This window comes from Kitasatospora sp. GAS1066B, from assembly GCF_041262605.1.
In the GTDB taxonomy this organism is placed as follows: Bacteria; Actinomycetota; Actinomycetes; order Streptomycetales; family Streptomycetaceae; genus Kitasatospora.
Genome location: NZ_JBGCCO010000024.1, coordinates 113,461 through 126,670 on the forward strand (window position 1 = coordinate 113,461; position 13,210 = coordinate 126,670).

11 protein-coding genes are annotated in these 13,210 nt (G+C 70.1%); 6 read left to right on the forward strand and 5 right to left on the reverse strand.

Features of this window, described 5'->3' with window-relative positions:
- Positions 1-83 precede the first annotated feature (83 nt).
- Positions 84-1,169 (reverse strand): hypothetical protein, encoded by a 1,086-nt coding sequence (locus tag ABH937_RS25730; RefSeq protein ID WP_370219620.1) that lies wholly within the window; start codon positions 1,167-1,169, stop codon positions 84-86.
- 404 nt (positions 1,170-1,573) lie between these two features.
- Here ABH937_RS25730 and ABH937_RS25735 point away from each other — a divergent pair, with 404 nt between their 5' ends.
- From ABH937_RS25735 to ABH937_RS25760, 6 genes are all read left to right on the forward strand, one after another.
- Positions 1,574-2,884 carry a multiprotein-bridging factor 1 family protein gene (locus ABH937_RS25735; RefSeq protein ID WP_370219621.1) on the forward strand — a complete coding sequence of 437 codons (1,311 nt, stop codon included), beginning with the start codon at positions 1,574-1,576 and terminating at the stop codon, positions 2,882-2,884.
- 103 nt (positions 2,885-2,987) lie between these two features.
- Complete coding sequence (locus ABH937_RS25740; RefSeq protein WP_370219622.1) at positions 2,988-3,194, forward strand: hypothetical protein; 207 nt, start codon at positions 2,988-2,990, stop codon at positions 3,192-3,194.
- A gap of 43 nt (positions 3,195-3,237) precedes the next feature.
- Positions 3,238-3,978 (forward strand): hypothetical protein, encoded by a 741-nt coding sequence (locus tag ABH937_RS25745; protein WP_370219623.1) that lies wholly within the window; start codon positions 3,238-3,240, stop codon positions 3,976-3,978.
- Between the two features lie 3 nt (positions 3,979-3,981).
- Positions 3,982-5,292, forward strand: a complete 1,311-nt coding sequence (locus tag ABH937_RS25750) for a UDP-N-acetylglucosamine 1-carboxyvinyltransferase (RefSeq protein ID WP_370219624.1) — start codon at positions 3,982-3,984, stop codon at positions 5,290-5,292.
- Positions 5,289-6,323: a serine hydrolase domain-containing protein gene (locus ABH937_RS25755; protein WP_370219625.1), complete on the forward strand. Its 1,035-nt coding sequence runs from the start codon at positions 5,289-5,291 to the stop codon at positions 6,321-6,323. The genes ABH937_RS25750 and ABH937_RS25755 overlap by 4 nt, the downstream gene beginning before the upstream one ends.
- Positions 6,324-6,334: 11 nt before the next feature.
- Positions 6,335-7,390 carry a UDP-N-acetylmuramate dehydrogenase gene (locus ABH937_RS25760; protein WP_370219626.1) on the forward strand — a complete coding sequence of 352 codons (1,056 nt, stop codon included), beginning with the start codon at positions 6,335-6,337 and terminating at the stop codon, positions 7,388-7,390.
- A gap of 93 nt (positions 7,391-7,483) precedes the next feature.
- Here ABH937_RS25760 and ABH937_RS25765 read toward each other — a convergent pair whose 3' ends face one another.
- The 4 genes from ABH937_RS25765 to ABH937_RS25780 all read right to left on the reverse strand — a co-directional run bounded on the left by ABH937_RS25765 (position 7,484) and on the right by ABH937_RS25780 (position 13,137).
- A complete protein-coding gene (locus ABH937_RS25765) occupies positions 7,484-9,214 on the reverse strand; it encodes a mobilization protein (RefSeq protein WP_370219627.1) in 1,731 nt (576 codons plus the stop codon).
- Positions 9,204-10,010, reverse strand: a complete 807-nt coding sequence (locus tag ABH937_RS25770; protein WP_370219628.1) for a MobC family plasmid mobilization relaxosome protein — start codon at positions 10,008-10,010, stop codon at positions 9,204-9,206. Before ABH937_RS25770 ends, ABH937_RS25765 begins: the two co-directional genes overlap by 11 nt.
- Positions 10,011-10,173: 163 nt before the next feature.
- The gene (locus tag ABH937_RS25775) at positions 10,174-11,088 is read right to left on the reverse strand and encodes a DUF2637 domain-containing protein (protein WP_370219629.1); all 915 of its coding nucleotides are present in this window, start codon (positions 11,086-11,088) and stop codon (positions 10,174-10,176) included.
- A gap of 231 nt (positions 11,089-11,319) precedes the next feature.
- On the reverse strand, positions 11,320-13,137 hold the full coding sequence (locus tag ABH937_RS25780) for a DnaB-like helicase N-terminal domain-containing protein (RefSeq protein WP_370219630.1): 1,818 nt from the start codon (positions 13,135-13,137) through the stop codon (positions 11,320-11,322).
- Positions 13,138-13,210 lie beyond the last annotated feature (73 nt).

Consider the following 13,210-nt stretch of genomic DNA (forward strand, 5'->3'; position numbering starts at 1 on the left):
TAGGCGCTGTGCGTCACGCCGGAGAACTCTCCTCTTCTTGCTCGGCGTACAAGAGTGCTGTGACGTCTTGGACATCGCTCCAGCTATCCAAGGTCATCAGCTGATGCTGGCGTTGACTTTCTGGTCATGAGCTTCACCAGGTAGATCACCATGTAGCCAAACAGGAAGGCCAAGGCCACACTGAATCCCCAGAACAACAACCGAATGTGGGGGGTGATGTCGTGCGGACCGTTACTCATGACCCACAGGGGCACCACGACACCCACCATCGTGAAGACAGCGAGTACCACTAGTCCCCAGACCAGACGGCTATCAGGCATGACAACCCGTTTGTGGTCCAGGCGCAGCCTCGCCAGCTCGGCTTCCAGATCCTCAACGCGCTGGGAAGCGCGCTCGCGAGTAGTGACGAGGTCGTCGTAGCGCCGCGCTCGGATCGCCTGCCAGTCGGTGGATGAGGAGGCGGAGGGGGCGATCGCCATGAGCCCAGCAGGAAAGGTCCGGCCTTGTTGCAGCAAGGGGGCGTGCAGTTGAGAAAACGCACCGGTGATTCCGGCGAGGCTCCCAAGGAGGCGCTCCTCTTGCCCAGTCGTTGCCTTGCGTCTACGCTCGGCCTCCGCCTCCCGCTGACGTGCCTCCTTTGCCGCGGCTTCGGCAGCGCGCAGGGCAGTCTCGTCGAAAACCAGCTCCCATGCCTCTTCCCATCGGATCTGCGGGAGGTTGGGGAGCACGCGGCGGCTCCGATACCAGGTGCCTATCGCTTCGAACAGCTTCTCGGTGGGGGAGAGGGGGTGGTTCTCGAAGTAGTTGCGGGCCGTCTGGAACTCCGCAGCCACCTCCGCCACAAAGGGTCCGAGGTCCGGATCCTCTAGCGATGAGTCGGCTAGCTCGCGCAGCTGGTCGAGCCCAGTGGTTCCGCTCTTGATCGCTTGAAGAACCTTCGGGTCCCGCAGGAAGCCGCCGGCATCCCAGCGCATCACCTCCGAATTCGCCTCTGCCGCACGCCGCTGAGCTATACCAAGCCGCTCCTGGGCGTCGTCCATTAGCTTCTGGGCACCCTGTTGCTCGCTGTCCAGACCTACGAAGCGGGCTACCAGCAAACCACCAACGATTGAGACGAGCGCCGCGCTCGTGGCGGTCATAGTGGAGAGATACGAGGTGGGATCAGCCATTGGCGTACCGTACTTGACCAGCCGATGCCGTGGTGTGAAACGTGTCTGGACCGCAATCGGAACCCGAACGCAGCGAACTGCTACAGGTGGTTGGTGGGTCCGGATCCGATGGTCCGCCTCGCTACGCTTGCCGCGAGCAGGGCCCTAAGAAGCGCGGGTGCGGGCAGCGAAGCGAGTCAGCACCCGGCTGAACCCCGGGCTTGGGACGATGCGACAGCTGTCAACATGCACCTTGCCGTGGAGGTCCATGTGACGAGGGCGTCCGCAGTCGTCGCGGCTGGCACTCGTGCTGGTGATTCGCTACTGCGGCCAGCGTTCTGGGCCGACCCCCTACATCTGAGTCGCATCACTCGGTACGGTTGCTTCCTGTAGTGGAGTGGTCACAACTGGCAGGGGCGGAGGCTGTGGCGGGGGACATCACGTTCGGCGAGTTCATCGCCAAGCTGCGGGGCCGCAAGGGCTGGTACCAGCGGGATCTGGCTGCTGAGGTCGACCGCAGCGAAGAGTGGGTGTCCGGGGTCGAGCGCGATGTGATCCCGGTGCGGAAGGTCGAGATGTTATCCCTGCTCGGCCGGGTGCTCGGCACGACGCTCGACGAGTTGCTGGCGCACGCGCAACCTGCGGCGATCGTGTCCAGTTCGCCTCGACGCAAGGTCAGCTCCGCTAGGCTGACGTCCAGTCCGGCTGCCGAGGAGGATGACGACGTGCGACGCCGCGAACTTCTGGCCGCTGCTGCCGCCGCAGTCTTCACGCCGATCGTCGGAGCCCAGGCTGCCCATGCGAGTCCGGCACCGCTCGCCCCGTTGGAAGACCTGGTGCTGTACGGCACATCGACCATCCCCGGCCAGCGCGAGCCGAGCACGGAGACTATCCGCACGTCCATCTTGACCGCACGTCAGGAGTTTCGTACCGCCCGCTACGACGCTCTTGCCCAGGCTCTACCCGGCTGGATCGCCGCTGCCCAGAGCGTCGGCAGCACTGAGGAATCGGCCCGAGCGGTGGCCGCGCTCTACAACATCGCGGTCCGGCTGTGCATCAAGGTTGGCGACAACGGCCTGGTCGCCATCACCTCCGACCGCGCACTGACCGCCGCCCGCACCGGCGGCGACGGACTGGTCACCGCCGAGGCCCAGCGGATGGTGTCCAGCGCCTGGCGGCGCCAGGGCCATCTGAGCCGGGCTACTGACATCGCCGTGCGGGCAGCCCACGACCTGCAAGGGGACGACAGCGTTCCGGAGACAGCTCGCCTGGCGGCTCAGGGCGATTTGTATGCCACAGCGGCCTACACGGCGGCCAAGATGGGCGACCGCAACTACGCCCATGCGCTGATCAACGAGGCTGCCGACACCGCCCGAGCCGCCGGCCGGGCGTCCGGGCAGGTTGACGGGATCCAGGGCGTTGCCCTGCACCATCTCTCGGTGCACTACGAACTCGGCGACTCCGGACAGGCGATCGAGCTGGCCCGGACCGTCAACCCGGCCGCGTTGCCGACGGCCGAGCGGCAGGCCCGGTTCTTCACCGACGTCGCACGCGCCTTCGACCAGTGGGGCAAGCCCGAGCAGGCGTTCCGTGCGCTCCTGGCTGCCGAGCAGGCCGCCCCGCAGGAGATCCAGCGCGGTGCCGTCCGCGACCTCGCCACGGGCCTGCTCCGGCACGACCGATCCCTGCCCGGGGTAAGGGAGTTCGCCACCCGGGCTGGCGTCCAGCTCGGCTGACCCGTAATCGGCTTACGGGCCCGTAAGCGCGCTACGGATCGGATCTTCGCCAGGGCCTTTCACTAGGGACATCAGCCCCCGTCCCTGCTGCCGAAGGCCCCCAATGCCGACGTACAGCTCCTCCGCCCTGCCCGCCTCCGGCCCGCGCCATGCCGCCCAGGACCGTGACCGAGTGGGCGACTTCCTCGTCGCCTTCTGGGCCGCTCTCCACGTTGCTGCTGCCTGTCTGCTCGGCCTCACCGTCCATCAGGCCGAGGCCGGCCCCTTGGCGGCTCCCGCCGCCACCACTCCGGACCTGCCCTTCGTCTAGGCCCGGCACCTCTTCACTCGCCCGTCCGAGAGGAGAACCAGCCATGCACGGATTTCCCGAAACAGCTTCGATGAGCGCCGAGTTGGCGCGCGTCGACTACCGAACTGCCCCCGAGTACTACATCGATCCCGAGCAGGTCACCGACCCGGTCGTGCTGCACCTGCTGAGCTGCTGCTCGACCGTGTTCGGTCTCAAGAAGGCGGTGGTCGACCTGCTGGCGGGCCGCCTGGGCCTCGCCCTGCCTGCGTCGGAGGGCGTCATCGAGGCCGGAGCGACGGTCCGCGGTCAGGTCGTGGTGGCGGCCGGGGCCGTCATCGCCGAGGGCGCGTTCGTCACCGGCCCGGTGCTGGTCTGCCCCGGCGCGGTGATCGAGGCGGGCGCCAGGGTGCGCGACAACTGCGTCATCGGGCCCGACTGCCGGATCGGCTTCGGGGCTGAGGTCACCCGCTCCCTGCTGGTCGGCGGAGCGTTCATGAAGCACACCAGCTTCGTCGGTGACTCCGTCCTGGGCCTGGGCGTCAACATCGGGGCGTTCGTCTCCACCACCGGCCTGCGGTGCACGAGTGGCCCGGTCACCGAACCGGCCACCGAGGAAGTCAGCGCCCATCTCGACGGCCACCGCATCGGCACCGGCCAGACCAAGTTCGGCGCCGTGATCGGCGACGGCGTGATCGTCCCGGCCGGCACCGTGCTTCAGCCCGCCACCCTGATCGGCGCCCACACCGTGCTCTACCCCAAGACCCAAGTCGGCGGCTTTTTCCCCGCCGGAAGCCAGGGAAGGTAGCCCGTGAACCAGACCCACCTGCCGACCGCCGACGAGCGGTCCGTGCGCATCACCGGCGGCACCCCGCTCAGCGGCACCGCGACGGTGCAGGGCAGCAAGAACATCGCCCTGCACCTGTACGCGGCGGTGATCCTGGCCGACGAGCCGCTGACGCTCACTGGATCCCCCGAGATCCTGGACACCGCGGTCTGCTCGGAGATCCTCAACCACACCGGCACTCCGACCAAGGTCATCGGCGACCGGTTCGAGACCACCCCGGCCGCTGCCTGGTACCCCGTCATCCCCGACATCCGCGGCCGCCGGATCCGCACCACCGCGGTGATGGCCGCCGCCCTGCTGGCTCGAGCTGGCCAGGTCACCTTCCCCACCCCGGGCGGCGACGCCTTCTGCCGCCGCCACATCGACCGGCACCTTGCGGCGATGGAGGCCGCTGGGGCGAGCCTGGAGGTCACCGATGACCGGGTCAAGGCCCGCATCAACAGCTGGGACCAGGCGCCGTTCACCACCGACGCCGCGACCCGGCAATGGGGTCCGAGCCTCGGGGCGACGGTCACCGGGATGCTGCTGGCCGCTCGGATCCGGGGCGCCTCCACCATCCTCAACCCGAGCGTCGAGCCCGAGGTGCTGGTGACCGCCTCCGTCCTCGCGGCCGGCGGGGTCGGCATCACCTGGGAGGGCACCACCGCCCTGCATGTCACCGGCACCGACCGCATCACCGGCGGCACGTTCCAGGTGCCCGCTGACCGGCTGGAGGCCGCCACCCTCGCGCTCGCCGCCACGATCACCGGCGGCTCAGTGCACCTCACCGACTTCCCGCCCAGCGAGTTTCCCCTCGGTCTGCTGGCCGCCTTCGCCGACGCCGGGATCGAACTGACCCCGGTGAACGGCGGGACGCTGGTCCGGTGCCCGACCAAACCCCGCGCGGTGCAGATCGCCACCGGCCCTCACCCCGGCTTCCCGACCGACGTACAGCCCCAGTTCACCGCCTTCCTCACCCAGGCCGACGGCACCTCCCGGATCGAGGAACGCATCTACACCGAGCGCGACACCCACGTCGGCCCGCTGCGGGCGTTCGGCGCCACCGTCAACACCGACCGGGCGGTGATTACCGTCCGAGGGCAGTCTCCGCTGATCGCTGCTGACGTGGCGGGCGAGGACATCCGGGCGGTGACCGCGATGCTGATCGCCGCTCTGGCGGCCGAAGGCACCTCTACGATCCGAGGCATGTACCACCTGCGGCGCGGATACGGCAGCCTGCTGCCGAAGTTGGCCGCCCTGGGTGCCAAGCTGACGATCGACCAGGAGAAGCCGTGACCACCTCGCCGTGGAACCCGAACGCGCTCGCCGAACTCCAGGACTGCCTGGACCTGATGACTGCCGACGGCATTGTGCCCGGCGGCGTCGTCGCTCACGGCACCTATGACGACGAGCCCGGCTACCTGACCTCCGGCATCGTCGCCCCCGAGTGCGGCGACGCCCGGCCTGGCCCCGACACCGTGTACGACGTGGCGTCGCTGACCAAGGTGCTGGCCACTTGGGCGCTGATCGGTCGACTCGACGGGCTCGACTTGGACGCCCCGGTCCGTGCAGTGCTAACCCGCCTGCCCGAGGATGCCCCGGGCGGTCGGGTGACGCTGCGGCAGATCCTCGCCCACACTTCCGGCCTGCGGGCCGACACCCGCCTCGACCAGTACCGGAACACCGGCACCGACCTCGCCGAGCTGATCTGCGGCGAGGATCTGATCGCCGAGCCCGGCGCCGGACACCGGTACATCAATCGCGGCTTCATCCTCGCCGGCCTCCTGCTGGCCGAGGCCACGGGCAGGCGCCTGGATGAACTCGCTGCCGAGCTTTGGCAGAGCCTCGGCATGACCAGCACCACCTACGGACCACTCGCCTGCGCACCCCACGTCGCGCCGACCGAGCAGCGCTTCCCCGGAGCACCGCGCCTGTGGGGCCTGCCCCACGACGACAACGCCGCCCTGCTCGGCGGCGTCGCAGGCCACGCCGGGGTGTTCTCCACCCCGGCCGACCTCGCCGCCTACGCGGGCGCCCTCCTGCGAGAGCACCGCGAGGGGTCGCCGCTCGGCCACTGGCTGGCCCAGAGCGTGGTTCCTCAGATCGCGATCGAACCCGGCCTGGACCGGGGCCTGGCCTGGATCCTGGCCGACGGCGGCCGAGTCGCCTACCACCACGGCTTCACCGGCACCAGCCTCTACCTGTCCCCGGCGACCGGCCGCTACCTGGCCATCTGCACCAACGCGGTCTACCACCACCAGGACAACCGCACCCGCCTCGCCCCGCTGCGAGCCGTCGCCCTGAAGGCCATCACCGACGAACCTTAGGAGGTCCCGCCGTGGCCCAGCCCACCCTCGCATCTCTGACCACCCTTCGGCTCGGCGGCCCAGTCGAGCGCCTGCTGACGATCTCCGACCCCGTCGCCTGGCCCGAAGCCGTCAGGGCGGTCGGGCAGCGGGACGAGGCCGCACCCGTGGTGGTGCTCGGCCACGGCAGCAATGTCATCGCCGCCGACGCCGGGCACCCCGGGACCGTCCTCGTGATGAACACCCGGGGCATCACGGCCACGCGGGTCGACCAGGAAACGGTGGCCGTCACCGTCCAAGGCGGCCACCCGCTCACTGACCTCGTCGCCTGGGCCGCCGCCGAGCACCTGGCCGGGATCGAATGCCTGGCCGGGATACCCGGCGCCACCGGCGCCGCCCCCGTCCAGAACGCCGGGGCCTACGGCCAGCAGGTCTCCGACACCCTCGACCACGTCACCGCCTGGGACTGGGAGATGGGCCGCCTGCGGACCCTGCCTGCCGAAGCCTGCCGCCTTCGCTACCGCGACAGCCGCTTCAAGGCGGAACCTGGGCGGTGGACCGTCCTGACCGCCACGTTCCACCTCACCCACGCTCAAGCCGCCCCAGTCGTCTACCAGCCGCTCGCGGACGAGCTCGGCGTCCGGGTCGGTGCCCGGCCCCCGGTGGCGGAGGTGGCCGCCGCGGTCCTCGCCAACCGGCACCGCCGCGGACTTCTCCTCGACCGCCACTGCCCCGATGCCCGCCAGGTCGGCTCCGTGTTCCTCAACCCGCCAGTCAGCGCCTCCCAGGCCGTCTGCTGGTCGGCAGTCGGGTGCCCGGTCCACACCGACAGCGACGGACAACTCAGGGCCAGCGCGGGCTGGCTGCTGGAACACGTGGGCTGCCTGCCCGGCCACCAAGTCGCTGAGGGTGTGCGCTGCTCAGATCGTCGGACGCTCACCCTCACCGTCCACGGCGAAGCCACCGCTGCAGGCTTCCGCGACGCGCTCACTGCGCTCGGCGAGCGCGTCAGGGAGGAGACCGGTGTTGTCCTCCGGCCTGAGCCGGTAGCAGTCGGCGCCTGGTCGACAGTCCAGCCCCGGCTCTGAATTGCGGCGGGTACGGCAGCCTGTGCGACGAGCGGTGGCCCCACCTCCGATGGTCGGAGGCGGGGCCACCGTAGTTGCGACCTCGGTGAGCTGCTACCTGCGTGTTCGGCGGCTCTCGCGGGTCGGGTCCGCCTGGCGTGGTGCGGGCTGAGCGGGGCTGGTGGTGGGCCTGACGGCCGATGTGGCCGTGCGAGCGAGGGCAGCTTGTTGGCGTCGGTCAGGCAGTGCGGTGAGGCGCCAGTTGAGGACTTCGGCGGGGCGGTCGGCCGTGTCGAGTTCCCGTTGGGAGGTGGCTTCGGCGAGGACGTGGCGGGGTCGGCGACCGGCGCTCTCGGTCATGGCGAGGGTGGTGGCGAGGGCCGGCCAGGCGGGGTCGGCGAGGATCCGTTCGGCATGGTCGGGGACGGCGGCCCGGACGTCGGCGACGAAGCGGTCGGTGGCCTGTGGGCTGGGGGTGCGTTTGGTGAGGTCGGCGAGGACGGGTTCGGCGGTGTGCCGGTAGGCAGCGCGCAGGTGGGTGAGGCTCTGTTGTGCGGCGGCGGCCTGCTGCTGGTGGCCACGTGTGTCGTGCCAGCGGGCGATCGCGACGAGGACGAACAGCGCGGTGGACAGCAGGGCTGCGGCCGAGGCCCCATCCTTGCCGGAGCTGGCGGTGTAGAGGATGTCCTTGGCGGCCGAGCGCAGGGCTGCGGCCTGCTGGTGTTCGGCGCGGACGACGGAGCGATTGGTGCGGTTGAACGCTGTTGCGGCGGCTCGCAGTTCGGCACGTGCCTCGGCGGGTGCAGCGCTGGCGGCGTTGTGGAGGAGTTCGCCGAACGCGGCGGCCTGGGCCTGGACGACGGCGTCTTGGTCCTGCCCGCCGGCTTCGTCCTGTTGGTCGAGGTTGGCGTGCAGGCTCTGCAGGACGGTGTCGGCCTGCTGCCATGGGTTGGGCCTGGTGCGGGCGGCGGGCTGCTCGGTGGGTTGTTGGGCGGCGAGGCGTTCGCGCAGGCGGTTGACGGACAGGTCGGGGGAGAGCTTGGAGCCGCCGAAGTAGACGGGCTCGCCGTGGGCATTGGTGTCGCCGGGGGCAGCGAGGCTGTAGCCGATGACGTCGCCGGTCTGCGGGCCCAGCCGGTGGCGGACCTTGATTCCGAGGGCGGTGAGGACGGCGAAGTACTCGGTCTCGTCCCGGGCGGCGGCCGCGGCGGCCTGGGCCTGACCGTGCAGCCACTCCTTCGAGGTGAGGGCGTGGCCGGCGCGCTGGGCCTTGGCCTGCTCGGCGCTGGTGGGCATCGGGGCTGCGGTGCCGTCACCGGAGTTGAGCCGGCGCAGGCCGAGTTCCTCCTCGATCGCGCGGCACTCCTTCTGCGCTCGCTCGCCGTCCCGGTGGTTGCGGGGGCGACGCAGGTCCTCGCGGACGGTGGTGGCGACGATGTGGATGTGGTCGTCGGCGTGGCGGACGGCGATCCACCGGCAGGCGGCATCGTCGCCGTCGGGTGCGATGCCGGCGGCGTGGACGATACGGCGGGCGACTTCGGCCCACTCCTCGTCGGTGAGGTAACGGTCGCCGGGTGCGGTGCGTACGGGACAGTGCCACACGTGCTGCGGCACCTTCTTGCCGACGCGCTGTTCGCGGACGCGCACGGGCTGGTCGAGGTAGTCGGCCAGTTCGGTGAGTAGGGCGTGGTGTTGGTCGAGGGGGACGCGGCCGGGGTCAGGGATACCGGGCATGGCGAAGGCGGCGACGATGTGCGGGTCGTGGTGTTCGTCGCGCCGTCCGGGGCCGTAGAGGTAGGAGAGCAATCCGCGGGTACGGGAGCCGGTGGAGACGTCAGGCACCATGGCGGGCCCCCGAGATGACGTGTTCGAAAGCGTGGCGGGCGGCGCGGGCGCACGCGTCGACCTCGTCGAGGGCTGCCTCGATGCGGTCGGGCAGCTCGCCCATGTTCACCTGGCGAGCTATCTGGTTGAGGTTCACCCCGACGCGGTTCATCTCGCGCAGGAACCTGCCGGTCAGCTGGAGCAGTTCGCTGGTCGCCTGCGGGGACGGCAGAGGTGGGATGGTGCTGGGGCGCTCAGCGGCGACATAGGCGTGGGCGAAGGTCAGGGAGCAGTCCATGAGGTAGGCAGAGCGGGAGCGCTTGGCGGCCTTGGCAGCCGTGTCGATGAACTCCCGCTCGGCTTCCTCTGCCGAACACGTGAGTTGGAGGTCGCGCGTGGTGCCGCTGCGAGGACGGTAGAGGATCTCGCTCAGCGGTCGGCTCGCGGTGGTGGGCAGTGTGGGCACGTCGAGGGCGGCGACGCCGTGGTGGACGAACTCGGCGGGCGTGACGGTCGGCTCTGCGCGCAGGACGACAACGGCGCTGTGGGCGCTGTCGGGTGGCTCCTCCTGGTCGTGGCCGCCCTCGGGCACGACCTCCTGGCCCGGTGCCCCCTGGTGCCGGTCCCGCCCCGCCACCCCTGGGGCGGGGTCAAGCGCAAAGTCCGCGTCGCCAACGGCGATGTGGACTTTGTCCCAGCTTGCTCCGTCGTTGTTCTGCTGCTGGTCGGGCCTGGTGAACGCCTGCCATGCCCGCGCGAACATGCCGGTGCGTGCCTCGTCCGGAGCGCCGGGGTCGACGGGGTGGTGCTTGCTCACGAGCATTCTCTCCTACGAGGTCGGGCGCGGGGAATCGGCCAGGGTCTTGACCGGGTTGCGGGGCAACGGAGTTGGGTCTTGCCGGATTGTCTGGACGGCTGGCGTTTTGGCCGAGCCGGAGAAGCGGGGGTATTGAGCCGTAGGTGATGCGCGGCTGCTGGGCTCAGCTGAGTGCGAGTTGTCCGTCGGCCTGGTGAGTGGTGTCCTGCTCGGCGCGGAGTGCGTCCATGACGGCGGTGAGGCGGTCGCTGGATACGGACAGGCTCCTGGCGCGGATGGCGTCGGCGACCACGCTGCGGCTGAGGCGACCGGCTTCGGTCCACGCCTGGCGGCCGATGGTCAGCAGTTCGTCCATCGTGGCGGCTGGCGGTCGGCCAACGGGCCTGCCCTCACCTGCCTCGCCGGAACCCCTTCCGGTTGGGCTGTGGTCAGCAGGTTCCTCGCGGTCGGCGGTCAGAGCGCTGGGGCCTTCCGGGCGCTCGGCGAGCTGGTTGTCCGCGTCCGCTTCAGTGAGCGAACGGCTGCTGCTGGCGGTGCTGCCGGCTTCGGTCGGTCCGTGGTGCTGTCCGCTGTCAGCAGCGGGTATTTCGTGCGGGTCGATATCGGTGCCGGTGACCGTGGCCATGTCGGGGGTGTTGTGGCGACTGGTGATGATGCCGAGGTGGACGGCTCCGGCAAGGGCGAGCGGGGCGATCATGGACAGGATGCCGACGGCGGTGTCGCCGAGGTGGAGGCGGTCGATCGTGTCGAGGGCCTGCTGGTTGAGGCGGACGGCGTGCAGGGTGTTGGCCCAGACACTGGCGGTGGTGGAGGACAGGAACAACGCCCACACGTAGGCGCGGGCGGCCAGCGGCGCGGTGCGCAGGATGAGCAGGGCGCGGACGCTGTAGGCGATGAACCCATCGATGATCAGCGGGTACACGTAGGTGAGGGCGCCTCGGACGTGGATCGCCTGGGCGGTCTGGCGCAGGGCGTCGTAGGAGAGGGCGAAGCCGGTGAGAGCGAGCAGGCCGATCGCGGCGTAGTCCCAGCGGTTCACGCGGCTGAGGTGTGGGCTGGTGCTGGTGGCGGTGGCCATGGGTTTCGGTTCTCCCTGAAAGGCGGCTTGGAGGGGCACCGGGTTGCTCACGGTGCCGGGCTATGGCCGGTTGCGGCGGGGATCTGGGCTGGTGAGCCCGTTGGCCAGTGCGGCGGCGAGGTCCGTTGATGCAGCGTCTGCGTGGGGGCGTTTACGCGAGCCCCCTTTTAAAGGGGGGCTCGCGCGTAAACGCTTGGCCGCGTGAACGGCGTAAACGGTCGCGTGAACGCTCTACCTGCGGTTTTGCTGTGGGGCGTGAGGTGCGAGAACGGTTTGAGGGACGGCGACAGCGTCAGGGGTGCGTGAACGGTCGCGTGAACGCTCCGTCTTCGGCGAGTTCGTCCCTGCTGCTGTGGTCCGTTGGGCGCCGACGCGGCTGATCGCGGCGGTGACGCGGGCAGCCTGCGCGGGGTCTGCTGCTGGTGCGGCCTCGAGCTGCGGCGGAGCCGGTGGGGGTGTGAGAGGGATGACTGGCCGCTCGGCCGTGACCGGTGGTGCGCTGGGTTCGATGTGTCGCGCGGAGGGCAGGTAGCGGGTTTCCTTCCCGCCGCCCTTGCCTCCGGCGGCGCCGTCGACCTTGACAGCCAGTCCCGCCTTGACGAGGTCCTCCAGCCGTCGCCGGGCCTTCTGCACGGGGCCGGCCTCCGGCTTGTTGTCTCCCGTCATGGCAACTGCCAGCCGCTTGGCGGTCAGGCCGTCGCTGGAGGCACGGAGAAGCTCGGAGATGTCGATGGTCTCCTCGACGGTGCTGGTGCCCGCGTGGTGGTCATGGATGACGGTCAGCGGTCCGATTTCGCCCGTGACGGTCTTGAGGTGGTGGAGGGTGACGGCCGGGTCGCCGGCCTCACCAGCGAGGAAGATGACGCTGCCCGCCCCGGAGGTCAGCCAGGTCGAGCCGTACACGCGGTCGAGGGTGGGACGCTGGCCGCGCGGGGCGTCGGCGGTGGCCTTGCGCTGGTGGTGCAGCTCCATGATCTGGACGCCTTCGCGCAGGGCCCGGCTGCGGGCGTTGTGGAAGGCGACGGCGAGGGCGTCGTCGACCAGCGTGCTGACGGCGTCCTTGAGGCTGTCGATGACGATGGTGTCGGCGCGGTGGAAGGCTGCCAGCTCGGCGAGGAGGTCGGGCCTCTTGTCGAGGCTGGCTGCCAGAGGCCCCTGCCAGACGACGAGGCGCTCGCGGAGCTGCTTCTCGTGCTCTGGCCTGATCAAGCGGGCCATCGTGCGGGCGATCTGCTTGGGCCGGTCCATCGCCAGGTAGAGCACGCGCTCGCCCTCGGCGACGGGCATGCCGAGCGCTTGGGTCCCGAGGCCGATGCGGGCGAGGATCACCTGGTGGGCGATGGTGGTCTTGCCGACGCCCGGGGGGCCGACGATCATCAGGCTCTCGCCGTCCGCCCATGCCGTCTTCTCGCGGGTGCCCCACAGGGGCTCCTTCTCCGCGCCCGTGGTGGTGACGAAGTCCCAGCCGTCGACGCTGTAGCGCGAGAAGGCGCTGGTGCCGGAGGCGAGCTTGCGCTCGTGCGCGGCGCGGAGTTCTGCCTCGACCGCGGTGCGGATGTCATCCGGGTCGGCGCCGGGGGTGCAGGCGGCCACTGCGGTGCGGATCCCGCTCGCCTGCAGGGTACGCAGTTCCTTCAAACGAAGGACGATGCCTGCGTAGTACTCGGCGTTGCCGGTCGCCGGGAGAGCAGCGCTGACCAGCGTGTGCAGGTAGTGCGCACCGCCGACGCGGCCGAGTTCACCGCTGTTTCGCAGGTAGTCGGTCAGGCCGATGGTGTCGCTTGGCGCGTCCCTGGCCTGCTGGGCGAGGATCGCCCGCCAGACGGCCTCGTGAGCTGGCCGGAAGAAGTCGCCCGGTTCAAGCACGGCCCGCACGGCGTCGGCCGCCGCCGGGTTGAGCATGCAGGAGCCGAGGACGACCTGCTCGGCGCCGATGTCGTTCAGTGGTTCGCCGGTCGCGTCGATGAAGATCTGCGCGGAGCCGCCCGGTGCGGGGCCCTCCGCGTTCAGACTCGACGGTCCTTGCGCCGGACCCGTAGGCTGGGACATGGATTCCCTCCCGCTGTGCATCAGGCCCTGGCAGGCCGCACGGCGGTTGATCGTCTTGATGGGTGGTCATTTC